General features: G+C 65.6%; 21 protein-coding genes. 17 read left to right on the top strand and 4 right to left on the bottom strand.

Features of this window, described 5'->3' with window-relative positions:
• Nucleotide 1 precedes the first annotated feature (1 nt).
• The 4 genes from ACNJYB_RS26125 to ACNJYB_RS26110 all read left to right on the top strand — a co-directional run bounded on the left by ACNJYB_RS26125 (nucleotide 2) and on the right by ACNJYB_RS26110 (nucleotide 5,420).
• Nucleotides 2-1,255 carry an O-antigen ligase family protein gene (locus ACNJYB_RS26125; protein WP_439375647.1) on the top strand — a complete coding sequence of 418 codons (1,254 nt, stop codon included), beginning with the start codon at nucleotides 2-4 and terminating at the stop codon, nucleotides 1,253-1,255.
• Nucleotides 1,256-1,339: 84 nt separating this feature from the next.
• On the top strand, nucleotides 1,340-3,253 hold the full coding sequence (locus tag ACNJYB_RS26120) for an SDR family NAD(P)-dependent oxidoreductase (RefSeq protein ID WP_439369344.1): 1,914 nt from the start codon (nucleotides 1,340-1,342) through the stop codon (nucleotides 3,251-3,253).
• Between the two features lie 2 nt (nucleotides 3,254-3,255).
• Nucleotides 3,256-4,476 (top strand): glycosyltransferase family 4 protein, encoded by a 1,221-nt coding sequence (locus tag ACNJYB_RS26115; protein ID WP_439369343.1) that lies wholly within the window; start codon nucleotides 3,256-3,258, stop codon nucleotides 4,474-4,476.
• Nucleotides 4,473-5,420, top strand: a complete 948-nt coding sequence (locus tag ACNJYB_RS26110; protein WP_439369342.1) for an NAD-dependent epimerase/dehydratase family protein — start codon at nucleotides 4,473-4,475, stop codon at nucleotides 5,418-5,420. Before ACNJYB_RS26115 ends, ACNJYB_RS26110 begins: the two co-directional genes overlap by 4 nt.
• On the opposite strand, the gene ACNJYB_RS26105 is transcribed toward ACNJYB_RS26110, so the two are convergent.
• Nucleotides 5,408-6,418 (bottom strand): MraY family glycosyltransferase, encoded by a 1,011-nt coding sequence (locus ACNJYB_RS26105; protein WP_439369340.1) that lies wholly within the window; start codon nucleotides 6,416-6,418, stop codon nucleotides 5,408-5,410. The two genes, ACNJYB_RS26110 and ACNJYB_RS26105, sit on opposite strands and share 13 nt — an antisense overlap.
• Nucleotides 6,415-7,374, bottom strand: coding sequence for a lysylphosphatidylglycerol synthase transmembrane domain-containing protein (locus ACNJYB_RS26100; RefSeq protein ID WP_439369338.1), 960 nt, complete (start codon nucleotides 7,372-7,374; stop codon nucleotides 6,415-6,417). The genes ACNJYB_RS26105 and ACNJYB_RS26100 overlap by 4 nt, the downstream gene beginning before the upstream one ends.
• A gap of 230 nt (nucleotides 7,375-7,604) precedes the next feature.
• On the opposite strand from ACNJYB_RS26100, the gene ACNJYB_RS26095 reads away from it, so the two are divergent.
• From ACNJYB_RS26095 to ACNJYB_RS26055, 9 genes are all read left to right on the top strand, one after another.
• A complete protein-coding gene (locus ACNJYB_RS26095; protein WP_439369337.1) occupies nucleotides 7,605-8,594 on the top strand; it encodes an SDR family NAD(P)-dependent oxidoreductase in 990 nt (329 codons plus the stop codon).
• A gap of 7 nt (nucleotides 8,595-8,601) precedes the next feature.
• A complete protein-coding gene (locus ACNJYB_RS26090; RefSeq protein WP_439369336.1) occupies nucleotides 8,602-10,014 on the top strand; it encodes a mannose-1-phosphate guanylyltransferase/mannose-6-phosphate isomerase in 1,413 nt (470 codons plus the stop codon).
• A gap of 183 nt (nucleotides 10,015-10,197) precedes the next feature.
• Nucleotides 10,198-11,202 carry a Gfo/Idh/MocA family oxidoreductase gene (locus tag ACNJYB_RS26085; RefSeq protein WP_439369335.1) on the top strand — a complete coding sequence of 335 codons (1,005 nt, stop codon included), beginning with the start codon at nucleotides 10,198-10,200 and terminating at the stop codon, nucleotides 11,200-11,202.
• Between the two features lie 9 nt (nucleotides 11,203-11,211).
• Nucleotides 11,212-12,387 carry a DegT/DnrJ/EryC1/StrS family aminotransferase gene (locus tag ACNJYB_RS26080; RefSeq protein ID WP_439369334.1) on the top strand — a complete coding sequence of 392 codons (1,176 nt, stop codon included), beginning with the start codon at nucleotides 11,212-11,214 and terminating at the stop codon, nucleotides 12,385-12,387.
• Nucleotides 12,388-12,583: 196 nt separating this feature from the next.
• Nucleotides 12,584-14,110, top strand: a complete 1,527-nt coding sequence (murJ, locus tag ACNJYB_RS26075) for a murein biosynthesis integral membrane protein MurJ (RefSeq protein ID WP_439369333.1) — start codon at nucleotides 12,584-12,586, stop codon at nucleotides 14,108-14,110.
• Nucleotides 14,111-14,373: 263 nt separating this feature from the next.
• Nucleotides 14,374-14,649, top strand: a complete 276-nt coding sequence (locus ACNJYB_RS26070; protein WP_439369332.1) for a DUF1127 domain-containing protein — start codon at nucleotides 14,374-14,376, stop codon at nucleotides 14,647-14,649.
• Nucleotides 14,650-14,864: 215 nt separating this feature from the next.
• Entirely contained in the window at nucleotides 14,865-17,174 is a 2,310-nt protein-coding gene (locus ACNJYB_RS26065; RefSeq protein WP_439369331.1) for a xanthine dehydrogenase family protein molybdopterin-binding subunit, read from the top strand.
• Nucleotides 17,175-17,300: 126 nt separating this feature from the next.
• Nucleotides 17,301-17,750, top strand: a complete 450-nt coding sequence (locus tag ACNJYB_RS26060) for a cytochrome c (protein ID WP_439369330.1) — start codon at nucleotides 17,301-17,303, stop codon at nucleotides 17,748-17,750.
• Between the two features lie 232 nt (nucleotides 17,751-17,982).
• A complete protein-coding gene (locus ACNJYB_RS26055) occupies nucleotides 17,983-19,266 on the top strand; it encodes a cystathionine gamma-synthase family protein (protein ID WP_439369329.1) in 1,284 nt (427 codons plus the stop codon).
• Between the two features lie 86 nt (nucleotides 19,267-19,352).
• Here the strand turns inward: ACNJYB_RS26055 and ACNJYB_RS26050 are convergent, their stop codons facing one another.
• On the bottom strand, nucleotides 19,353-19,772 hold the full coding sequence (locus tag ACNJYB_RS26050) for a CHRD domain-containing protein (protein WP_439369327.1): 420 nt from the start codon (nucleotides 19,770-19,772) through the stop codon (nucleotides 19,353-19,355).
• Between the two features lie 152 nt (nucleotides 19,773-19,924).
• On the opposite strand from ACNJYB_RS26050, the gene ACNJYB_RS26045 reads away from it, so the two are divergent.
• Nucleotides 19,925-20,848 carry a c-type cytochrome gene (locus tag ACNJYB_RS26045; RefSeq protein ID WP_439369325.1) on the top strand — a complete coding sequence of 308 codons (924 nt, stop codon included), beginning with the start codon at nucleotides 19,925-19,927 and terminating at the stop codon, nucleotides 20,846-20,848.
• Nucleotides 20,849-20,952: 104 nt separating this feature from the next.
• On the opposite strand, the gene ACNJYB_RS26040 is transcribed toward ACNJYB_RS26045, so the two are convergent.
• Nucleotides 20,953-21,198 carry an Lrp/AsnC ligand binding domain-containing protein gene (locus ACNJYB_RS26040; RefSeq protein WP_018642903.1) on the bottom strand — a complete coding sequence of 82 codons (246 nt, stop codon included), beginning with the start codon at nucleotides 21,196-21,198 and terminating at the stop codon, nucleotides 20,953-20,955.
• Between the two features lie 203 nt (nucleotides 21,199-21,401).
• Here ACNJYB_RS26040 and thiD point away from each other — a divergent pair, with 203 nt between their 5' ends.
• The 3 genes from thiD to ACNJYB_RS26025 all read left to right on the top strand — a co-directional run bounded on the left by thiD (nucleotide 21,402) and on the right by ACNJYB_RS26025 (nucleotide 24,308).
• A complete protein-coding gene (thiD, locus tag ACNJYB_RS26035; protein ID WP_439369323.1) occupies nucleotides 21,402-22,202 on the top strand; it encodes a bifunctional hydroxymethylpyrimidine kinase/phosphomethylpyrimidine kinase in 801 nt (266 codons plus the stop codon).
• Between the two features lie 221 nt (nucleotides 22,203-22,423).
• Entirely contained in the window at nucleotides 22,424-23,236 is an 813-nt protein-coding gene (locus tag ACNJYB_RS26030) for a UDP-2,3-diacylglucosamine diphosphatase (protein WP_439369321.1), read from the top strand.
• A 13-nt stretch (nucleotides 23,237-23,249) separates the two neighbouring features.
• A complete protein-coding gene (locus ACNJYB_RS26025) occupies nucleotides 23,250-24,308 on the top strand; it encodes a glycosyltransferase family 4 protein (protein ID WP_439369320.1) in 1,059 nt (352 codons plus the stop codon).
• The last annotated feature ends 42 nt before the right edge of the window (nucleotides 24,309-24,350 follow it).

Genomic DNA, 24,350 nt, shown 5'->3' with positions numbered 1-24,350 from the left:
GATGCTGTCGCGCCGCTTGCGCAGCCCGGCAGCCTGGAGCGAGACCGTCGACTGGTTCGCGATCCTGACCGCGGCCTCGCTGCCCTGGTCGACGTCGCTGGCGGCGATCTTCAACACCCTGATGCTCCTGTGCATGCTGCCGTTCCTCGACGTCCGTGCGTTCCTGCAGTTCCTGAAGCGTCCGATCTGCATCGCTCCGATCGCGCTGGTCCTGCTCGCGCTGGTCGGGACGCTGTGGTCGGACGCGAGTTGGGGCGCACGCTTCTACGCGGTCAATCCGACCGTCAAGCTGCTGGTGCTTCCGGTTCTGCTCTATCATTTCGAGCGCTCATCGCGCGGACGCTGGGTCTTCGTCGCCTTCCTGGTGTCCTGCGCGCTGCTGTCGGTGATGTCCTGGCTGGTCGCCTTCTATCCCGACCTGTCGATCAAGTCCGACCGGGTCGAACGCGGCATCTTCGTGAAGAACTACATCGACCAGAGCCAGGAATTCACGCTCTGCGCGGTCGGACTGGCCTATCCGATCGTGATGCTGTTGCGCGAAAAGCGCTACCGGCTCGCGGGACTGTTGACCGCGCTGGCGCTGAGCTTCTTCGTCAACATGGTCTTCGTGATCGTGTCGCGCACCGCGCTCGTCACCATCCCGGTCATGTTCGGCGTGTTTGCGCTGCTGCACCTCAGATGGCGCAGCATCGCGATCATCTCCGCGGCCCTGCTCGTCGGCGCGGCTCTGGCGTGGCAGGTCTCGCCGCAACTGCGCAGGACCGCCGACACCTTCGCCAGCGACTATACGCGCTACGTCGAGAAGGGCGAGCCGACCTCGATGGGCCTGCGGATCGAATTCTGGCGGAAATCGATCGGCTTCTTCGCGGAGGCGCCGATCAAGGGGCACGGCACGGGCTCGACGCGCGGCCTGTTCGAGAAGGTCGCAACACCCGCCGACCAACACCGGGCGTCCTCCGAGGTGATCGGCAATCCGCATAACCAGACGCTGAATGTCGCCGTGCAATGGGGCGTCATCGGCGTCGTCGTTCTCTACGCGATCTGGATCCTGCATCTCCTGCTGTTCCGCGGCGACGGACTGGCGAATTATGTCGGCCTCCTGGTCGTGGTGCAGAACGTCTTCACTTCCCTGTTCAACTCCCATCTGTTCGATTTCCACGAGGGCTGGATGTACGTCATCGGCGTCGGCGTTGCCGGCGGCATGGTAATCCGGGCACAACAGGCGGAGACGAAGATGGGGGAAGCAGGTTCCTGAACGGCCGCGCGGCTGGCAAGTCTTGTTAAGATGGGCTATCAGCGCGGTCAGGTTGCACCCAACGGGATATTCATCGGTCCGCGAATGACGCGCCTTTCGCATCTCACCTTGCGCAATTTTCTGATCGCGCTCCACGACCTGCTGGCGACCACGGCGGCGCTGTTCGCCGCGTTCTATCTGCGCTTCGAGGGCGGCGATTTCTTCTACGACCGCCTGCCGCTGCTGGTTCAGATCCTGCCCTACTTCCTCGCCTTCAGCGTAGTCGTGTTCTTCGTCTCCAACCTGACCACGACGAAATGGCGCTTCATCTCGCTGCCGGATGCGCTGAACATCATCCGCGTCGCGACCGTGCTGACGGTGGCGCTGCTGGTGCTCGACTACATCTTCGTCGCTCCCAACGTCCGTGGTGCCTTCTTCCTCGGCAAGGTGACGATCGTCCTGTACTGGTTCCTCGAGATCGCCTTCCTCAGCGCACTGCGCATGGCCTACCGCTACTTCCGCTACACGCGGGTGCGGCGCCATGCCCGCACCGAGGATGCCGCGCCGACGCTGCTGATCGGCCGGGCTGCGGATGCCGAGGTGCTGCTGCGCGGGATCGAGAGCGGGGCGATCAAGCGCATCTGGCCGGTCGGCGTCCTGTCGCCGTCGAGCTCGGATCGCGGCCATTTCATCCGCAACGTGCCCGTGCTCGGCGGCATCGACGACGTCGAGGACGTCATCACCGACTTCGCCAAGCGCAACAAGCCGATCGGACGCCTTATCATGACGCCGTCGGCGTTCGAGCCGGACGCGCATCCGGAATCGATCCTGATGCGGGCGCGCAAGCTGGGTGTGATCGTCAACCGCATGCCTTCGCTGGAGAGCGGAGATACGCCGCGTCTCACGGCCGTCGCAGTCGAGGATCTCCTGCTGCGGCCGAGCGAGAAGATCGACTATGCGCGTCTCGAAGCCCTGATCAGGGGCAAGGCGGTGATCGTCACCGGCGGCGGCGGTTCGATCGGTTCCGAGATCTGCGAGCGCGTCGTCGCCTTCGGCGCCGCGCGCCTGCTGATCGTGGAAAATTCCGAGCCGGCGCTCTACGCGGTCACGGAGGCGCTCGCCGCGCACGGTGCGGCCGCCGCGATCGAAGGACGAATCGCCGACATCCGCGACCGCGAGCGGATCATGCGCCTGATGGCCGAGTTCAAGCCCGACATCGTGTTCCACGCCGCGGCCCTCAAGCACGTGCCGATCCTCGAGCGCGACTGGAGCGAGGGCGTCAAGACCAACATCTTCGGCTCGATCAACGTCGCCGATGCCGCGCACGCCGCCGGCGCCGAGGCCATGGTGATGATCTCGACCGACAAGGCGATCGAGCCGGTGTCGATGCTGGGCCTCACCAAGCGCTTCGCCGAGATGTACTGCCAGGCGCTCGACCATGATCTTGCCGCGGGCAGCAGCGGTGCCAGGCCGCCGATGCGGCTGATCTCGGTCCGGTTCGGCAACGTGCTGGCCTCGAACGGCTCGGTGGTGCCGAAGTTCAAGGCCCAGATCGAGGCCGGCGGTCCGGTGACGGTGACGCATCCCGACATGGTCCGCTACTTCATGACCATCCGCGAGGCCTGCGACCTCGTCATCACGGCGGCGACGCACGCGCTTGGAACGGCGCGCCCGGACGTGTCGGTCTATGTGCTGAACATGGGCCAGCCGGTGAAGATCGTCGATCTCGCCGAGCGCATGATCCGCCTGTCCGGCCTGCAGCCGGGCTACGACATCGAGATCGTGTTCACCGGCATGCGGCCGGGCGAGCGGCTGCACGAGATCCTGTTCGCCTCCGAGGAGCCGACCCGCGAGATCGGCGTCGCCGGCATCATGGCGGCGCAGCCGAACGAGCCGCCGATGCAGACGCTGCGCAAATGGATCGCAGCGCTCGAGCAGGCGATCGCCCGCGACGATCGCGCCACCATCAGGACGATCCTGAAGGATGCGGTCCCGGAATTCGGGTCGACCGCGGCCTGACCATGCAGCCCCAAGGCAAGATCGTCGTCGCGAGCCAGCATTATCCGCCGGATCCGAGTACGACCGCGGCGATCATGGCGGAGATCGCCTGCCGCATCGCCGGGGATCACGAGGTCGTCGTGCTGTCGGGCTCACCGGGCGCTCTGCCGGCCTCGCAGACCGGTCCCGGCAAGCCGCGCGTCGTGGCGGTCAGGAACCGGATGGCGGGAAAGGCGGCGCTGGTGCGGCGCGGGGCGTCCGAGCTGCTGTTCGTGGCGCGTACGTTCCTCGCCTTGATTCGGGAGCTCCGGCGAAGTGACGTCGTGCTCACCGTCACGGCCCCGTTCATGCTGCCCTACGCCGTCGCCGCCGCGGCAAGGCTCAAGGGCGCGCGCTCCGCGCTGATCATGCACGACCTCTTTCCCGACGTGCTGGTGATGGCGGGCCTGCTGAAGCCGGGCTCGCCCGTGACGCGGACGATGCGCTTGGCCAACAGCCTGATGTTCCGTGCGCTCAACGCCGTCATCACCATCGGCCGCGACGCCGAGCGGCCGCTGCTCGGCTATTCCGGCATGCGACGGAACAAGATCCGGTTCATCCCGAACTGGGCGACGCTGGTGCCAGGGCCGCGTCCCCTGTCGCAGGACAATCCATTCCGCAAAGCGATTTCCGCGCGTTTCGTCGTCGGCCTGTCGGGCAATCTCGGCTTCACCCATGATCCGGAGATCGTGTTCGAGGCGGCGCGCCTGCTCAGGGACGAGCCGGACATCCACTTCCTGCTGTCCGGCTGGGGCGTCGGTTTCGCGCGGCTGAAACAGTTGCAGGCGGAAGCAAACCTGCCCAATGTGTCCTTCGTGGCCCGGGTCGAGGACGCCGAGCTCGAGGCGTTCCTGGCGTCGGCCAATCTCTGGATCATTCCATACCGGAAGGACGTTGCGGGTGTGTCGGTGCCGAGCCGGTTTTACAATCTACTGGCGGTCGGCCGTCCCGTGGCATTGGTCTCGGAGCCGGAGGCCGAGGCCGCGTTGACGGTGGTGGAGAACGGGCTCGGCTGGGTCGTGACGCCGGGCCGCGCCGATCGGCTCGCAGACGCAATCCGCGCGGCCTCCCGTTCCGATGATGCTGCCATGGCGGAGCGTGCGGTGAAGGCGGCGGCGCGGTTCGATCGCGCCACCGCGATGAACGCCTATGCCGCTCTGGTCGACGAATTGTTGCGCAACCCGGACCTTACGGAGACGCGATGAGCGAGAGCAAACCGGTCGTGCTGGTGACGGGAGCTAGCGGCTTTGTCGGCCGTCATGTCGTGCCAGCGCTCGCGCGTGCGGGCTGGTCGGTGCGCCGTGCCGTGCGCCGCGCCGAAGGCACCGAGGACGAGGTCGTGATCGAGACGATCGGTCCCGACACCGACTGGCAGGCGGCGCTCGAAGGCGTCGACGCCGTCGTCCATCTCGCCGCGCGCGTGCATCACAAGCACGAGGAGCACGCCGTTCAGCTCTACCGCAACGTCAACATCGCCGGCACGCTGCATCTGGCGCGCTCGGCGGCGATGGCAGGCGCGCGCCAGTTCATCTTCGTCAGCACCGTGCTCGTGCACGGTCGCAGCAACGACGGCCGCGCCCCCTTCAGCGAGGACGATATCCCGACGCCGCGCGGCCTCTACGGCATGTCCAAGGCCGCGGCCGAGGCGGGCCTCCGGACGCTGGCGCGCGACGGCGCCATGAAGATCTCGGTGATCAGGCCGCCGCTGGTCTACGGGGCGGGCGCCAAGGGCAATTTCGCGCTCTTGACGCGTGCGGTCAGCCTGGGGCTGCCGCTGCCCTTTGGCGCGATCCGCAATCACCGCGCCTTCCTTGCCGTGCAAAACCTGTCCTCGTTCATCGTGCGCCGGCTTGCCCACCCCGCCGCGGCCGGCAATTTCGAGATCTTCCTGGTGGCCGACAGGGAACAGGTCTCGACACCCGAATTCATCGAGCGCCTGGGGCGGGCCTCCGGCAAGATCCCGCGTCTGTTCCGCATGCCGCCGGACCTGCTCGCCATACTCCTCAACGTGACGGGACGGCAGGAAACGCATGACAGCCTGATCGGCTCGCTCGAGCTCAACGTCTCCAAGGCCCTCGCGACCGGCTGGCAGCCGGAGGTCTCGCTCGACGAGGGCCTGCGGCTTGCGCTGTCGGCTCAGGAACCTTGAGGGCGGGAGAAGCGCCGCAGCACGAAGCCGACCGCGATCGCGCCGGCGAGCAGCGCGGGCAGCGTGACCGCCATTGTCGCCGCGCGAACGGCGAGGATCGCAAGCCCAGCGAGCACGAGGTTGAGCAGGAAGACCTCACAAGTCACCCGGGACACCGAAAAACCGTTGTCGGTCGCGCGCTGATAGAAATGCGAACGGTGCGCCGACCAGAACTGCTCGCGGCGCGCGATGCGCCGAAACAGGGTGATGGTGGCATCAGTGAAGTAATAGGCCGGCAGCAGCAACGCCGCAGCCGCCTGCCCCTGCCAGGCGAGCTCGAGCAGGCACCAGCCGAGGAGGAGGCCGATCGGCAGGCTGCCGACATCGCCCAAGAACACTTTTGCGACCGGCTTGTTGAAGGGCGCAAAGCCGATCATGGCGCCGCAGAGCGCGGTGGCGACGACTGCCGCCGGCCAGGACAGATCGCCCAGCCATCCGAGCAGCAGCAGCGCCGCGGCGACCGGCACGACTTCGGCGACCGTCATCAGGTCGAGCCCGTCCATGAAGTTGACGAGGTTCACGAACCAGATTCCGGCGAGCAGGATGAGGCCGCGCTCCAGCGCAAGAGGCATCGCCGGCACGATGCGCGCCGTTTCGGGCGCAGTGAACACGACGGCGCCGACGGCGGCGGCCTGCAGCACGAGCCGCACCAGCACGGGCAGTGACAGGATATCATCGGCGAACCCCACCAGTGCGATCACGATCGTCGCAATGACCAGCGCCGGCGGGATCGCGACGTTCGCCCAGGCAGCCCACACCGAGGTGACGAGAAGCGTCGCGCCGATCACCGCGATACCCGCACCCTGAGGCGTCGGGACGCGGTGCGAGGAGCGTGCATTCGGCCGCGCCAGCGCGTAGCGCTGGAGCAGGGGGCGGCTGGTCCAGGTGATGAGCGCCGATATCAGCGCGGCAATCGCCAGGGCAAGCAGCGCGGGCACGGCTTCGGTGGCAGGGCTCACTCCGGCACTCCGATCGGTGCCGAGCCTTGCGCGGCTTTCTCCGCGCTCAGGATCCAGACGAGGCCGCCGATCGCGCCGACCACGAAGTACACCGCGCCGAACAGCAGCGAGATGTTGACGCCCTCGTTGGCGGCAAGCCCGGCAAAGCCGAAGGCGAGGCCCATGGTGGCCTCGCGCACGCCCCAGCCCGCGATCGAGATCGGCATCATCGTGATCAGCATCACCGGGGGCACGAGCTGGAACACGTCGCCGAAGCCGACGGGAGCCGCAATCGACTGCACGACGCACCAGGCGATGACGACGGTGAGCACGTGTACGGCAAGCGACAGGATCGAGACGATCGGTCCGCGCGTACGGCTGAAGATCACGCGGTTCGCGATCACGGCGCAGGCGTGGATGTGATGGGTGGCCCACCAGGTTTTCAGCCAGCGCCATTTCAGCGCGCCGAACACCAGGAAGCCGAGGCCGCCGGCGAGCGCGGCGAGGTCGACCAGCAGCAGCGCCGAGCGCCCGTGCGGATCGGTGATGAGGGCGTAACTCCAGGGCAGGCTGGCGACGATGAGGATAGCGAGCGCAATCAGGCCGATGGCGCGATCGACGAAGATCGAGTAGGTGGCCGCGCGCCAGCCGGCGCCGGCGCGCGCGACCAGCCACAGCCGGACCGCATCGCCGCCGATCGCGGAGGGCAGGGTCTGGTTGAAGAACGAGCCGATCACGTTGTAGCGCATCGCGCGGGCGAGCTCGAGCGGCGCACCGCATGCGGCGCTGATCTCGCGCCAGCGCAGCGCGCCGACGAAGATCTGCAGGAACGTGATCGCGATCGCGAGGCCGATCCAGAACAGGCTGGTCACGGTGAAACGCGAAAACAGCTCGGACAGGTCGACCTTGCGCAGCGCCAGGTAGAGCAGCGCCGCGGAAATCAGGATCTTGGCCGCAGAAAGCAGGATTCGGCGCATCTCGCCCGCATGTACTGGGTTCGCGAAGACTGTGGCAACCCGACGCGAGGCGCCGAATTCGGGCGCTTTGGTATGGTTTTGGAGCCGATCTTGCAATAGCGCTGATAAGAGCAGTTATAACAGGCGGTCATGAACAGCCGCTATGACGGGCCGGACGGCACTTGCGAGCCCCGCGATACGGCAGCTAAAGAGGCGCAGAAAGGCCGGGGATCGGGTCCCTCGGGAACAGGATGACGGATCACGCGATTTTGGTCACGGGAGCCGCCGGATTCATCGGCTTTCACCTCGCCCGGCAGCTTTTGGCCGAAGGCCGGCCGGTCGTGGGGCTCGACAATCTCAACAGCTATTACGACCCTGCGCTGAAACGGGCGCGGCTGGAACTGCTTGGCCGCGATTCCCGTTTCGCCTTCGTCGAGGCCGATCTCGCCGACCGCGCGGCCATCGCGGCGCTGTTTGCGCGCCACCGATTCACGCAGGTCGTGCACATGGCCGCCCAGGCCGGCGTGCGCTATTCGATCGACCAGCCGCAGGCTTACGCCGATTCCAATCTGATAGGCTTTCTCAACGTGCTGGAGGGCTGCCGCCACAACGGCTGCCGCCATCTCGTCTACGCCTCGTCATCCTCCGTCTACGGCGCCAACACGAAACTGCCATTTGCGGTCAAGGACCGCACCGACCATCCGGTGAGCTTCTACGCCGCGACCAAGAAGGCCAACGAGGTGATGGCGCAGTCCTACAGCCACCTCTACCGGCTGCCGGTCACCGCCTTGCGCTTCTTCACCATCTACGGTCCGTGGGGACGGCCGGATATGGCCATGTTCCTGTTTGTGAACGCCATCATGGAGGGCCGGCCGATCCGGCTCTTTAACCATGGCAGGATGCGCCGCGACTTCACCTATATTGACGACGTCAGCCGTGTTGTGTCCAAGCTGATCGATCGGGTGCCTGCGGATGATCCGGCTGCCGCAAATGCGCCGTCTAGGGTTTACAATGTCGGCAACCACCACCCCGAGGAGCTGATGTATGTGGTCGGACTCCTGGAGCAGGAGCTGGGTCGGACGGCGATCAAAGAATTGCTGCCGATGCAGCCGGGAGACGTCTTGGAAACGTTCGCGGATGTCGACGACCTGATGCGCGACACCGGCTTTGCGCCGTCAACGCCGATCGCGCAGGGGGTCCGTAATTTTGTCACCTGGTATCGGGACTACTTCAAGGTTTGAGATGACGATGGACAAACGCATTATCCCCCTGATCATGTGCGGCGGTGCCGGCACGCGGTTGTGGCCCGCCTCGCGCGAGGTGCGCCCGAAACAGTTCCTGCCGCTGTTCGGCGCCCGCTCGACCTTCCAGGACACGCTGCTGCGCGTCTCCGATGCATCGTTGTTCGATCGCCCGATCGTCATCACCAATGCGGCCTATCGCTTCATGGTGCTGGAGCAGCTCGCCGAGATCGGCATCGAGGCCGACGTGATCCTCGAGCCGATGCGGCGCGACTCCGGCCCCGCGATCGCCGCGGGCGCCGTGTTCGCGCAGAACCGCACCAGTGAAGCGATCGTGCTCGCGCTTGCCGCCGATCACGTCGTGCAGGACAATGCCGCTTTCGTCGCGGCGTGCCGCGAGGGCCTCACCGCCGCGAGCGTCGGGCGCATCGTCACCTTCGGTGTCAAGCCGGAGCGGCCGGCGACCGAATACGGCTATATCAGCCCGGGCGAGGTGATCTCCGGCCAGGTGCATGCGGTCGTCCGCTTCGTCGAGAAGCCTGATGCCGTGACGGCCGCCGACTACGTCAATTCGGGCTATCTCTGGAACAGCGGCAACTTCATGTTCCCGGCCAGCCTCCTGCTCGATGAATACCGCAAGGTCGATGCGGCCAGCGTCGAGGCGATCTCCAACGCGGTCAACAATGCCGGCCGCGATCTCGGCTTCGTGACGCTGGAGCCCGAGGCCTTCGGTGCGGCCAAGGCGATCTCGATCGACTACGCCGTGATGGAGAAGACCTCGCGCGCCGCCGTGGTGCCGGTGTCCTGCGGCTGGTCCGATGTCGGCTCCTGGCATGCGGTGTGGGAGCTGTCCGAGAAGGACGCGCAGGGCAACGCGGCGCATGGCACCGCGGTGTTCGAGGATTCCCGCAACTGCAACGTCACCTCCGATTCCGCGCTGGTCGCGCTCGAAGGCGTCGATGATCTCGTCGTGGTCGCGACTGCGGACGCGGTGCTGGTCTCGCGCCAGAAGGATGCCAACGGCCTGAAGCGTCTGGTGACCAAGCTCAAGACGGTCGCGCCGAAGGTCACCGAGGAGCATCTCAAGGTGCACCGTCCGTGGGGCAGCTATCAGTCCGTCGACAACGGCGCACGCCACCAGGTCAAGCGCATCGTGGTGAAGCCGGGCGGACGGCTGTCGCTGCAGAAGCACCACCATCGTGCCGAGCACTGGATCGTGGTCCGCGGCGCGGCCCGGGTCACCGTCAACGAGACCGTGAAGACCGTGCACGAGAACGAGTCGATCTACATCCCCATGGGCGCGGTCCATCGCCTTGAAAACCCCGGTAAAATCATGCTGGAGCTGATCGAGGTCCAGACCGGCTCCTATCTCGGGGAGGACGACATCATCCGGATTGAAGACGACTATCAAAGGTCGTAACCAGCAGGCTCCGAATCACGCGGCCCGGGCCGAAAGAGCGGTATCTTTCGCCGCTTAAGACCCGGGAAACGTGTAACTTTTTGAATCAAATCGTGTCCGGACCGTCAGGCCGGCATTCGCCACAAATATGGCGCCCGTGCTAGAAGCGGCGTGGGGATTTGCGTTGAATCGGGGTTTGCTCAGATGAGTTCCAAAGTGTCTGCACCGGCAAAGGCCGGCTTGCGCGTCGGCGTGATTGGCGCGGGCGTCATGGGCAGCAACCATGCGCGCGTGCTCAGCGGCCTGCCCGGCGTCAGCCTCGTTGGCGTGGTCGATCCGTCGCCAGCCCATCGCACGCGCGCGACGGAACTCGCCGATTGCGCGAGCTTCGAGACGCTCGACCAGCTCTTCGCCGCCGGGGTCGATGCCGTCACCATCGCGGCACCCACGCACCTGCATCACGAGGTCGCGCTCGCCTGCATCGCCAAGAACATCCATGTCTTGGTCGAGAAGCCGATCGCGTCCACGGTGGAAGAGGGGCGTGAGATCGTCGCCGCCGCGCAAAAGGCCGGCGTGACGCTGATGGTCGGCCATGTCGAGCGCTTCAATCCGGCGGTCGCCGCCGTCAAGCAGGCGATCGCGGGCGAAGACATTCTCTCCATCGCGATCACGCGCGTCGGTCCGTTCCCGCCGCGCATGTCCAACGTCGGCGTCGTCATCGACCTTGCCGTGCACGACATCGACCTGATCCGCTGGTTCACCGAATCCGACATCGTCGAGGTGCAGCCGCAATTGTCGAGCGCGGTCGCCGAGCGCGAGGACATCGCACTCCTGCAGTTCCGCACCGCCAATGGCGTGCTCGCCCACATCAACACCAACTGGCTGACGCCGTTCAAGGCGCGCAGCGTCACGGTCGCGACCCGCGGCAAATATGTGATGGGCGATCTGCTGACGCGCCAGGTCACCGAATGCTTCGGCTTCAAGCCGGACGGCAGCTATTCGATGCGGCATCTGCCAGTCGGACATGACGAGCCGCTCCGCGCCGAGCTGATCGCGTTCCTCAAAGCGGTGCGCAACGGCGAGACGCCGGCGGTCACGGGCGATGAGGGCGTTGCCAGCCTCGAGATCGCGACGCAGTGCCTGGAGACGCCCTCGCGTCCCGCCGCGACGGCGCCCGCCCGCAAGGAGCCGCGCCTCGTCGCCGGCTGATCCCTTTCCATGTCGACTACTCAAGAAGGCGTCATGAACCAGCACTTACGTTCCGAACCCATCCCTTTCATCGACGTCGCCTCGCAGCGCCGCCGGCTAGGCGCCTCGCTCGATGCGGCCGTCAAGCGCGTGATGGACCATTGCCAGTTCGTCAACGGGCCCGAGGTTTTCGAGCTCGAGAAGCAGCTCGCGGCCTACTCAGGCGCCAAGCACGTGATCGGCTGCGCCAGCGGCACCGACGCGATCCTGATGGTGATGATGGCGAAGAATGTTGGGCCCGGCGATGCCGTGCTGTGTCCGTCCTTCACCTTCATCGCGACCGCCTCGCCGGTGGCGCGGACCGGTGCGACGCCTGTTTATGTCGACGTCGACGAGGCCACCTTCAACATGAGCCCGGAGTCGCTCAAGCGCGGCATAGCGACCGCCCGCAATGCCGGCCTGAAGCCGGTCGCGGTTATTCCGGTCGACCTGTTCGGCCAGCCCGCCGATCACGACGCCATTGCCGAGATCGCGAGGGCCGAGGGCCTGTTCGTGCTCGACGACGCCGCGCAAGGCTTTGGCGCGAGCTACAAGGGCCGCAAGCTAGGCACGCTGGCGCACGCCACGGCGACCAGCTTCTTCCCGGCCAAGCCGCTCGGCTGCTTCGGCGACGGCGGCGCGATCTTCACAGATGACGACGAGCTCGCCGCGACGCTTCGCAGCATCCGCGTGCACGGGCAGGGCGTCGACAAATACGACAACGTCCGTCTCGGCCTCACCGGCCGGCTCGACACCATACAGGCCGCGGTCCTGATCGAGAAGCTGAAGATTTTTGACGACGAGATCGCCGCCCGCAACAGGGTTGCCGAACGTTACGCGCGAGGCTTGTCGAATGTCGTCAACGTGCCGCGCCTCGCCCCTGGCAACACTTCGGTCTGGGCGCAGTACACGATCCGTCTTCCTGAGGGCACCGACCGCGACGGCTTTGCCGCCGCGCTGAAGGCCCAGGGCGTGCCGACCGCGATCTATTACGGCAAGTCGATGCACCAGCAGACCGCCTACAAGCAGTATCCGGTCGCCGAAGGCGGCCTGCCGGGTTGCGAGAGCCTGTCGCAGGACGTGATCAGCCTGCCCATGCACGCCTACCTGACGGAAGCCGACCAGGAGCGAATCATCGCCGCCGTCCGCGGCGCGCTCGCGGGCTGAGTTCGCTGCGGCTTCTTCACCTCTCCCGCTTGCGGGAGAGGTCGCGCCGAAGGCGCGGGTGAGGGTTTCCCCCTCTTGGGGAGTCTTCGCTATCGAGACACCCTCTCCCGACCCTCCCCCCGCAAGCGGGGGAGGGAGCTGACTTCCGCCCCGGTTTGCACCTAGACCTATTCCTGACATGCTCTAGAACAGACGCATGCTCGGACGCATCTTCACGGTCGGTGGTTACACGCTGCTCTCGCGGCTCACGGGATTTGCCCGCGACATCATGCTCGCGGCGATCCTCGGCGCGGGCCCGGTGGCCGACGCCTTTTTCGTGGCGCTGCGGCTGCCCAATCATTTTCGCGCGATCTTTGCAGAGGGCGCCTTCAACGCCGCCTGGGTGCCGGCCTATGCGCATGTCCATGGCGAGAAGGGGGAGGCGGCAGCACACCTGTTCGCCGACCGCATCTTCACGCTGCTGCTGGCCTCGCAGGTGCTGCTGCTGATCGTCGCCTGGCTGTTCATGCCGCAGGCCATGAGCATTCTGGCGCCGGGCTTTTCCGAGGATGCCGAGCAGCGCAAGCTCGCGATCGAGCTGACCCGGATCACCTTTCCCTATCTGCTGCTGATCACGCTCGTGACGCTCTATGGCGGCATGCTCAACGTGATGCAGCGCTTTGCCAGCGCCGCCGCCGCCTCGATCTTTCTCAACGTCGCGATGATGATGACGTTGGCGGTTGCCGTCTGGTTTCCCACCGCGGGCCATGCCGCAGCCTGGGGCGTGCTGATTTCCGGCTTCATGCAATATTTCCTGCTCGCCGGCGATCTCGCCCGCCATGGCGGCCTGCCGCGCTTTGCGCCGCCCAAGCTCGACGAAGACGTCCGTGCTTTCTTCAAGGCGCTGGGACCTGCGACGCTGGGCTCGATGGGCACGCAGGTCGCGCTGTTTGCCGATACCATCATCGCGACCTTCCTGCCGGCCGGCGCGCTGTCGGCACTCTATTATGCCGATCGGCTCAACCAGCTTCCGATCGGCGTGATCGGCATCGCCATCGGCACGGTGCTGCTGCCGGAAATGTCGCGGCGCATCACCGCCAACGACCATGACGGCGCGATGAAGGCGCAGCGCCGCGCCTTCGACTTCACGCTGCTGTTCTCGGTGCCGTTCGTCGCGGCCTTCCTCACCGTGCCCGATGCGATCATGCGCGCGCTGTTCGCTCGCGGCGCGTTCTCCAAGGCCGATGCCGTTGCCGCAGGCAGCACGCTCGCAGCCTACGCCATCGGGCTCATCCCCTTCGTGCTGATCCGCAGCGCAGTTGCGACCTTCTATGCCCGCAAGGATACGGCGACGCCGGTGCGGGCGTCGCTGACAGGCATTGCCGTCAACGTCGCGCTGAAGGTCGCCTTGATGGGATCGCTGGCTCAGATCGGCCTCGCGCTGGCAACCGCCGTCGGCGTCTGGACCAATCTGTTGCTGGTGCTTTTCTTCGCCGTGCGGCGCGGCTTCCTCGTGCTCGACCGCGCCTGGCTGATGTCGCTCGCCAAATTCCTGCTGACCGGATTGATCCTCGCCGCAGCGTTCTGGCTGATTGCGCGCTTCAGTGGTTCTGCGTTGGGCTCGATGCACTTCCGGGACGAAGTGATGCTGGCCCTGCTCGGCGTCGGCGGCACGATCGTCTACGCGCTTGCGATCCTCGTCCTGTTCGGCCGCCGCTGGCTCGTGTCGCTTGTGCGCGGCTAGCCGCCGGAGCGCGTACTCGCCTCAAGGGTGCAGCGGGCCTCTGCACATCTCTTGATTTTGTACGATTGCCGTGCTACTGATGGCTCATGATCAAATCCGTACGCAACGTCAATCTCTGGGACATGACCCGCTTCGGCTGGGCCGTGGAAGGAGTCGCGCGCTAGGATTTCGACGACGACACCTTTTCCACCAGGCCCCGCCGGCATCGGACGGGGCCTTTTCATTGGCCACGCTCCCTGCCGGCACAACAGCAGGAGCATCCGATGCCACCACAATTGACGAACACCACGAGCGAGCCGGAGGTCGACTCTGCGCGGCTTCGCTTCGACTTTTCCATCGCCTCGAGCCTGCTCGGGCGATACTGGCGCGCGTTTCAGGGCTGGCGGCAGCGGCCGCGTGTCACCCTGCACCACCTGAGTGACAGGGAGCTGATGGATATCGGCCTGACGCGTGGCGAGATCGACTGCATCGCGCCCGAACGAGCTATCGAAAGGCTGCGAGATCGGACGATGGATCTATGGAGGCGCAGTGGGATGTAACTTTTTAAGGCGCGCGGCGTCGCCGCCGATCCTTCGAGACGCCCGCTTTTGGCGGGCTCCTCAGGATGAGGTCGTGTTTCGCGGCGCAATCTTGGCGCCATGGGCGGGCGCGGCGCTTTCACCGCCTGCGCCCATGTGCCCGCCCAAACCCGTTTGCCTTGCCAGTTTTTCCACGGCAATATGCCGGCAAAACAACCATAGGACGGGTCAAGACAATGGCGGCTCCCATCAAGTTCGGCGTTGGCCAAAGCGTGCTGCGCAAGGAGGATGACGCGCTCATCCGCGGCAAGGGCCGCTATACCGACGATTACGCGCCGCAGGCCGCGCTCCGCTGCCTGGTGCTGCGCTCGCCGCACGCGCATGCCAAATACACCATCGATGCGAGCCGCGCCCGGACCTTGCCCGGCGTCGCGCTGATCCTGACCGCGGACGACGTCATGGATCTCGGCAATCTGCCCTGCCTGTTCAATCTCGAGACCGATCCGTTCACCGGCCCACCGTATCCGATCCTCGCCAAGGACGAAGTGCGTCACGTCGGTGATTCCATCGCCTTCGTCGTTGCCGAGACCATCGATCAGGCCCGCGACGCGATCGAGGCGATCGAGGTCAAATGGTCGCCGCTGCCGGCGGTGACCGGCGTCGTCAACGCCGTGAAGAAGGGCGCGCCGCAAGTCTGGCCGGACAAGCCCGGCAACGTGCTGTTCGATGTCTCGATCGGCGACAAGGCGGCGACGGAAGCCGCCTTCGCCAGGGCGCATGCGGTGGCCGAAATCTCCATCGTCAATCCGCGCGTGGTCGCGAGCTTCATGGAGACGCGCGCGGCGGTCTGCGAATACGACGCCAAGCGCGACCATCTGACGCTGACGGTCGGCAGCCAGGGCAGCCACCGCCTGCGCGACATCCTGTGCCAGAACGTGCTCAACATTCCCACCGACAAGATGCGGGTGATCTGCCCCGACGTCGGCGGCGGCTTCGGCACGAAGCTGTTTCCGTACCGGGAATACGCCTTGATGGCGGTCGCGGCGCGCAAGCTGAAGAAGGCGGTGAAATGGGCGGCCGACCGCTCCGAGCATTTCATGGGCGATGCGCAGGGCCGCGACAACGTCACCACCGCGAAGATGGCGCTGGCCGAGGACGGCAAGTTCCTCGCGATGGACTGCGACCTCATGGGCGACATGGGCGCCTATCTGTCGACCTTCGGGCCCTACATCCCGCATGGCGGCGCCGGCATGCTGCCGGGCCTCTACGACATCCAGGCCTTCCACTGCCGGGTGCGCACCATCTTCACCCACAGTGTGCCGGTCGATGCCTATCGTGGCGCTGGCCGGCCCGAGGCGGCCTATGTCATCGAGCGCCTCGTGGATGCCTGCGCGCGAAAACTCGACATGACGCCGGACGCCATCCGCCGCAAGAATTTCATTCCGCCGAAGGCGCTGCCTTACAAGACCGCGACCGGCAAGGTCTACGATTCCGGCGACTTCGCCGCGCATTTGAAACGCGCGATGGAGATCGCGGAGTGGAAGGAATTTCCCAAGCGCGCCAAGGCGGCCAAGAAGGGCGGCCTGATCCGCGGCATCGGCCTGGCAAGCTATGTCGAGATTTGCGGCGTCATGGGTGAGGAGACGGCCAATGTCCGCCTCGATCCCAACGGCGACGTCACCGTCCTGATCGGCACACAGTCGAGCGGGCAGGGCCACCAGACCGCCTATGCACAGATCGTCGCCGAGCAGTTCGGCCTCGCGCCGGAGCGCGTCCACGTCCGCCAGGGCGACACCGACGAGATCGCGACGGGCCTCGGCACCGGCGGCTCGGCCTCGATTCCCTCGGGCGGCGTCAGCGTCGAGCGTGCCACGCGCGAGCTCGGCTCGAGGCTGAAAGAGATCGCGGCGCAGGCGCTGGAAGCCAGCGTCGGCGATCTCGAGATCACGGATGGCATCATCCGCATCGCCGGCACCGACCGCTCGATCTCCTTCGCCGATCTCGCCAAGCGGCCCGGCGTCGATCCGTCGAAGCTCAACGGCAGCGCGACCTTCGCCAGCGCCGACGGCACCTATCCGAACGGCACGCATCTGGCGGAGGTCGAGATCGATCCGGCCACCGGGATCATCAAGATCGTCAACTACGTGATCGTCGACGATTTCGGCAAGACGCTCAATCCGCTGCTGCTGGCGGGCCAGGTCCATGGCGGCGCCATGCAGGGCATCGGCCAGGCGCTGATGGAGCAGGTGGTCTATGGGGCGACCGACGGCCAGCTCATCACCGCCACCTACATGGACTACGCGCTGCCGCGGGCGGCTGATGGTCCCGCCTTCGTGTTCGAGACCCACAACATCCCCTGCAAGACCAATCCGCTGGGGGTGAAGGGGGCGGGCGAGGCCGGCGCGATCGGCTCCTGCCCGGCCGTCGTGAACGCCATCGTCGACGCCCTCTGGCGCGAATACAAGATCGACCACATCGACATGCCGGCAACGCCGGAGCGGGTGTGGATCGCCATCAGCGAGCACCATCGCCGCCACAGCCTCTAAACCCGAGCTTCGCGCGCCGGGAATAAACGCGCCGCGCGGGGTTCTAGCCATGATGGGGTACCGGCTTCCCGTGAAGCCGGTGCAGTCTCATTTCCTGAACGTCTCGAGAGCCGGAGAAACGGACCAATGAAACGGACGATGATTGTCGCGGGCGCCCTCCTGTTGGGCGCGGGCGCCGTAATGGCGCAACAGGAGATTGCCGTCCAGCAGGACAATCTGATGCGCTCGCAGGCAAAGAGCCTGTACTCGGTCATTCAGAAGATGACCAAGGGCGACATTCCCTACAACCAGAAGGCCGTCGACGAGGCGATTGCCAATCTGGAGGCGGACGTCGCCAAGATCGCCAAGACCTTCGAGGTCAATCCAAAGCAGGATGTCGTCAACGCGACCTATGGCGCTTCGCCGAAGGTCTGGCAGAACAAGGCCGATTTCGATTCGAAGATCCCGCCGGTGCAGAAGGCGATCGCCGACGTCAAGGGCAAGATCCACGATGTCGCGAGCCTGAAGGCTGCCTACACCGCAATCAACGATCGCTGCAACGATTGTCACGAAACCTATCGCTTGAAGTTGAAATAATAGAGCGATGAGGACTTCAGAAAGGGCGGTTGCGAAAGCAGCCGCCTTTTTGCATGGCCGGGAGTCGCAGCGCGGCAGAAATTCTGTGCGCAAGGCCTGACGGATCGCTCTGTGAGCAGCTATCTTTGTGCCAACGGCCGTGCGCTGACACGAGTCGACGCATCTCGCTCCCGACTGCTTCATGACGTCAGGAGTTCCAACGCGCGGCGAGCATCAGAACAGCGAGGCAGCCATGGCAAAACCGTTCCCGTCGAAGACCCATATCGGCAACCATATGCTGCATCCGGAAACCCTGATGCTGACCTATGGCTATGATCCGCAATTGTCGGAAGGCGCCATCAAGCCGCCGGTGTTCCTGACCTCGACCTTCGTGTTCAAGACCGCCGAAGACGGCCAGGACTTCTTCGATTACGTCGCCGGCCGGCGTGAGCCGCCAGAAGGCATGGGCGCGGGCCTGGTCTATTCGCGCTTCAACCACCCCAACAGCGAGATCGTCGAGGACAGGCTCGCGGTCTACGAGCGCACCGAGAGCTGTGCGCTGTTCTCCTCGGGCATGGCGGCGATCGCGACCACGATCCTCGCCTTCGTCCGGCCCGGCGACGTCATCCTGCACTCCCAGCCGCTCTATGGCGGCACGGAAACGCTGCTGACGAACACGCTGGCGCGCCTGTCGATCGGCGCGGTCGGCTTTGCCGACGGCATCGATGAGGCCTCCGTCAGGCAGGCCGCGGAGGAGGCGACGGGGAGGGGGCGGGTTTCGATGATCCTGATCGAGACCCCGGCCAATCCGACCAACGGCCTCGTCGACGTCGCGATGATCCGCCGCATCGCCGATTCCGTCGGCAAGGCCCAGGGACACACGCCGATCATCGCCTGCGACAACACGCTGCTCGGCCCGGTGTTTCAGCGGCCGATCGAGCACGGCGCGGACCTGTCGCTGTATTCGCTGACGAAGTATGTCGGCGGCCACTCCGACCTGATCGCGGGCGCCGCACTCGGATCGAAGGCGATCATGAAGGGCATCAAGGCGCTGCGCGGCGCCATCGGCACCCAGCTCGATCCGCATTCGTGCTGGATGATCAACCGCTCATTGGAGACGCTGAGCCTGCGCATGGAAAAGGCCGATGCGAATGCGCGCCTGGTCGCGAGCTATCTGCGCGACCATCCCAAGGTCGCCAGGGTTCATTATCTCGGTCATCACGAGCAGGCCTCGCCCTCGGGGCGGGTGTTCGCGAGACAATGCCTGGGCGCGGGATCGACCTTCTCGTTCGACATCGTCGGCGGCAAGGAGGCGGCCGTGAAATTCCTCAATGCGCTGCAGATCCTCAAGCTGGCGGTGAGCCTCGGCGGCACCGAGTCGCTCGCGAGCCTGCCCGCGACCATGACCCATTCCGGCGTTCCCGCCGACATCCGCCAAAAGATCGGCGTGCTCGATTCCACCATCCGGCTGTCGATCAGGATCGAGAACCCGTCGGATCTGATCGCGGACCTCGCGCAGGCGCTGAACGCGGCTTGAGCGCAAGGCAGGTCCTCGCCGGAATCGAAAAGGCCGGACGCTCCCTCCTTGCGTCCGGCCTTTCCGCGACGAAGGCGCGTTTTCGCTTACTTCGTCACCTGACCGCGGATCTCGCCGCCCGGGTTCGCCGCGGTGTGGATGTTGATGTAGTACTTGCCGCCGAGCAGGTCGGCGGCCTGCGCTTCGGTGAGCGTCGCTTCACCCTTGACCGGGCTCGAGCCCGCATTCGCGATCGGGACCGCGACGCCGGCGTTCTTGCCGGCCTCGGCCGGGCCGTGGAAGTGAGCGGCGGTGGCAGGACCGGACAGCCCGGAATAGCTGACCGTCCACGAAAGCTTCTTGCTGGCGGCGTCATAGTCGAGCTCGGCCGTTCCGGTGGCGCTGCTGGTGGTGGCGGGCACTTCGGATTTGCCGTCCAGCGTCGCCTTCAGTTTCTCCGCGCTGGCCGGGGCGGCGAAGGCAACGGCAGCTCCGAGTGCCAGTGTGGCAAAAAGGGCTTTGGTCATGAGTCTCTCCCTGTTGACGCCTGATTGCTGTCAATCTCCAAACAGTACGTCATTCAGTTTATTCCCGCATTACAGCCGGACCACCTAAAATATTCGTGGCTGGATCGGGCCCAGCATGACCCTTAAGTTCGCGCTGACGATGGAATGATTGAATGCTGCGACGAGCACTACTTGCCGCCCTGATCGCCGCCGTCGCGGCGTCCGGCCTCTATTGGTGGTTGTCCGCCCCGGCCGCGCTGGCCGTTCCGGCACCGACACGAAAGCCCGATCTCGCCAACGGGCAGGAGCTTTTCAATGCCGGCGGCTGCTCGTCGTGTCATGCGGTGCCCAACCAGCCCGATCGCCTGCGACTCGGCGGCGGGCTGGCGCTCGGCTCGCCTTTCGGGACGTTCTACGTCCCCAATATTTCCCCCGATCCGACCGACGGGATCGGCCGATGGAGCGAGGCTGATTTCGTCAACGCCGTGATGCGCGGCATCTCGCCCGAGGGCACGCACTACTTCCCGGCATTTCCGTACACGTCCTATCATCTGGCAAGAATAGATGACGTCCGCGACCTCTTCGCCTATCTGAAGACGCTGCCGCCGGTAACGGGCAGAGTGCGCGACCACGCGCTGCCGTTTCCGTTCAACATCCGCCGCAATGTCGGCATCTGGAAACTGCTGTTCATGGACACCGGGCCGTTCGTCGCGGACGCTGCGCGCCCTCCGCAATGGAATCGCGGTGCCTATCTCGTGACCGGCTTCGGCCATTGCGCCGAATGCCACAGCCCGCGCAATCTGCTCGGCGGCATCGTCACGGCGCAGCGCTTCGCCGGCGGCCCCAATCCGGACGGGGAGGGCTGGGTGCCGAACATCACCCAGCAGGGCATCGGCAGCTGGAGCGAGAAGGACATCGCCGATTTCCTCGAGACCGGCGACATGCCCGAGGGCGACAGCGCCTCGGGTGCGATGCGGCCGGTGATCAAGAACCTGGCGCAGCTGACGGCGGAAGATCGCGCCGCAATGGCGGCTTATCTGAAGTCGCTGCCACCGGTGCAGGGTCCGACACCGCCCAAGAAGAAGGAGGGCGGCTAGCAGCGAGCTCTAAAGCGCGATGAGATGAATCGTCATCGCGCTTTAGGTTGTTGTTGGAGCATGATCTTTTCGGAAAACCGCTCCGCACTCTTCCGGATCATGCTCTAGCCCGTGCCGAACGCCTTGAAGGTGATGATGGTGAGGGTGTCCTGGATGCCCGGCAGCACCTGCACCTTCTCGTTGACGAAGTGGCCGATGTCGGTGTCCTTGTCGACGTAGAACTTCACCAGCAGATCGTATTGGCCGGCGGTCGAGTAGATCTCGGAGGCGATCTCGGCTTCGGCGAGCGCATTGGCGACCGTATAGGACTGGCCGAGCTTGCATTTGATCTGGACGAAAAAAGGAACCATTGCAGTCACTCCGAAAGCGCATCTGGCGCTAATAGGCCAAAACCGGGGTGGCTTGGCAAGCGAACTTGCCGGCCCCGGCCGGAGCCGCTTCCAGGACGGAAGCGGGGGCTCTCCGCCTGATTCGCCGGCCCGGCTTGCTGGCACGTCGGGAGCGCGCTAGGACAAGGCATGGCGTTGTCCTCCTCAAACGAACGTATCCGGCGATGACGACGCCCGTTGCGCTCACCATCGCCGGCTCGGATTCCAGCGGCGGCGCCGGCATCCAGGCCGATCTGAAGACCTTTGCTTCGCTCGGCGTCTACGGTGCCTCCGTGATCGCGGCGGTGACGGCGCAGAACACGCGCGGCGTCAGCGGCATTCACGCCGTGCCGGCCGAGTTCGTCGCCGCACAGATCGATGCGGTGTTCTCCGATCTCGACATCGGCGCGGTGAAGATCGGCATGGTCGGCCAGGCCGACAGCATCGATGCGATCGCGGCGGCGCTGTCGCGCTGGCAGCCGCGCCACATCGTGCTCGATCCCGTGATGGTGGCGACCTCGGGCGATCGCCTGCTGGCGTCCGAAGCCGTCGATGCCTTGCACACGAGACTGATACCACTGGCCTCGATGATCACGCCGAACCTGCCTGAGGCCGCGGCCCTTCTCGGTGAGCACATTGCGGCGAGCGAGGCCGAGATCGAAGCCCAGGGCCGCCGGCTGCTGGCGCTCGGCTGCCGTGCGGTCCTGATCAAGGGCGGGCACGGCGAGGGCGCCGAGAGCATCGACTATCTCGTCACGTCCGAGAGCACGACCACGCTTGCCGCGCCCCGCGTGGTCACCAGGAACACCCACGGCACCGGCTGCTCGCTGTCAGCGGCGATCGCGGCGGGGCTGGCCAAGGGCGAGGATCTGGAGCTTGCCGTGCGCACCGCCAAGATCTGGATCAGCGCCGCGATCGCTGCCGCCGACCGCTTCAGCGTCGGCCATGGCCACGGGCCGATCCATCATTTTCACAAGTTTTACTGACGGTGCGCGTTCGCGCGGCGCAATTTGCTTCTCCAGTTAACCAATAAGGCAATGCGGTTCCGTGGTTTTGCGGGCACCGCCGGCGGCGCCATGTCGCCTGGTTGTCGCATGCGACTGATATTCGCGGGGGAGGGCGAGGCAGGCGTGATTCGTATTTTGAAGGTGCCTCAAGGGTTCAATCGGTCATCCCCCTGTCACGGGACATTGTTACAGGCTGGCGCATGGGAAGTTACGATGTCAGTGACGAGAGCCCGGAGCGGCGCTTTCGCACGTTGTTCATCTCCGACGTTCATCTCGGAGCCCGCGGTTCTCAGGCCGACCTTCTGCTCGACTTCCTGCGCTACCATGATGCCGACACGATCTATCTCGTCGGCGACATCGTCGACGGCTGGGCGCTGAAATCGAGCTGGCACTGGCCGCAATCGCATAACGACCTCGTCCAGAAGCTTTTGCGCAAGGCGCGCAAAGGCGCCAAGGTCATCTACATCCCCGGCAACCACGACGAGTTCCTGCGCAACTATTACGGCACGCATTTCGGCGGCATCGACGTGGTCGAGAACACCGTCCACACCGGCGTGGACGGCAAGCGCTATCTCGTCATCCACGGCGACATCTTCGACCTCGTGGTGCAGAACGCGCGCTGGCTCGCCCATCTCGGCGACAAGGCCTACGACTTCGCGATCCAGATGAATCGCTTCGTCAACTTCTTCCGTCGCATGTTCGGCGTGCCCTATTGGTCGCTGTCGCAATGGGCCAAGCAGAAGGTCAAGAACGCCGTCAACTATATCGGCGCGTTCGAGCAGGCGCTCGCCGCCGAAGCGCGGCGGCACGAGGCGGAGGGCGTGATCTGCGGCCACATCCACTACGCCGTGATCCGCGACGAGGCCGGCATCCGCTACATGAACTGCGGCGACTGGGTCGAGAGCTGCACCGCCCTGGTCGAGCATGACGACGGCCATTTCGAAATCATCACCTGGGCGGACCAGTTGCAGAAGCCGGCGCAGGTCCCGCAGGTCGCGGCAAGAGCTGCATAGCAAGGGCCACTTGATGCGCATCCTGGTCGCGACCGACGCCTGGCACCCGCAAGTCAACGGTGTGGTTCGGACGCTGGCCAAGCTCGCTGATGGCGCCAAGGGGCTTGGCTTTCAAGGTCTTGGCGTCGAGTTCACGTTCCTGACGCCGCAATCGTTCCGCACCTTCGCAATGCCGAGCTATCGCGACGTGCGCCTCGCGATGCCGCGTCCGGCGCGGATCGCGCGACTGATCGAGGAGGCGCGGCCCGACAGCATCCACATCGCGACCGAAGGGCCGATCGGCCTGATGGTCCGCCGCTACTGCCGGCAGCGCAAGCTGCCGTTCACGACCAGCTTCCACACCCGTTTTCCCGAATATGTCCGCGCCCGCGTGCCGGTCCCGGGCTCGCTGATCTGGCGGGCGCTGCGCCGTTTTCATGCGCCCAGTAGCGCCGTGATGGCGGCAACGCCGGCGCTCGCGCGTGAGCTCGGCGAGCGCGGCTTCGACAATGTCGTGCTGTGGCCGCGCGGCGTCGACACCGGCCTGTTCCATCCGCGCGCCGTCGATCTCTGTCTGCCGGGTCCGGTGTTCCTGTCGGTCGGCCGCGTCGCGGTGGAGAAGAATCTCGAGGCGTTCCTCGACCTCGATCTGCCCGGCACCAAGGTGATCGTCGGCGACGGCCCGGCGCGCACGGCGCTCGAAGAGGCCTATCCCGATGCGATCTTCCTCGGTGAGAAGCACGGCGAGGAACTGGCCGATATCTATGCGGCAGCCGACGTGTTCGTGTTCCCCAGCAAGACCGACACGTTCGGCCTGGTCCTGCTGGAGGCGCTGGCCAGCGGCCTGCCGGTCGCGGCCTTCCCGGTGAAGGGCCCCCGCGATGTCATCGGCGATGCGCCGGTCGGCGCGCTCGATCACGATCTGCGCAATGCCTGCTTCGCCGCGCTCGGGGTGTCCCGGCAGGACTGCGTCGAATTCGCCGCCCACTACACCTGGGAGGCCTCGGCCCGGGTCTTCATCAGCAGCATCCTGGCGGTCGGGGCGGTGCTACCCGGCCGGAACGGCGCGGAACAGCCGCGCTTCGTGGCTTGAGAACCCAGAACCCTCGCGCGGAGGTGTCTTGCCGCGGGCTCG

It is taken from the genome of Bradyrhizobium sp. SMVTL-02, assembly GCF_051853005.1.
Classification (GTDB): Bacteria; Pseudomonadota; Alphaproteobacteria; order Rhizobiales; family Xanthobacteraceae; genus Bradyrhizobium.
Note: the sequence above shows the minus strand (reverse complement) of the source record. Positions and strands in the feature narration are given on the sequence as shown.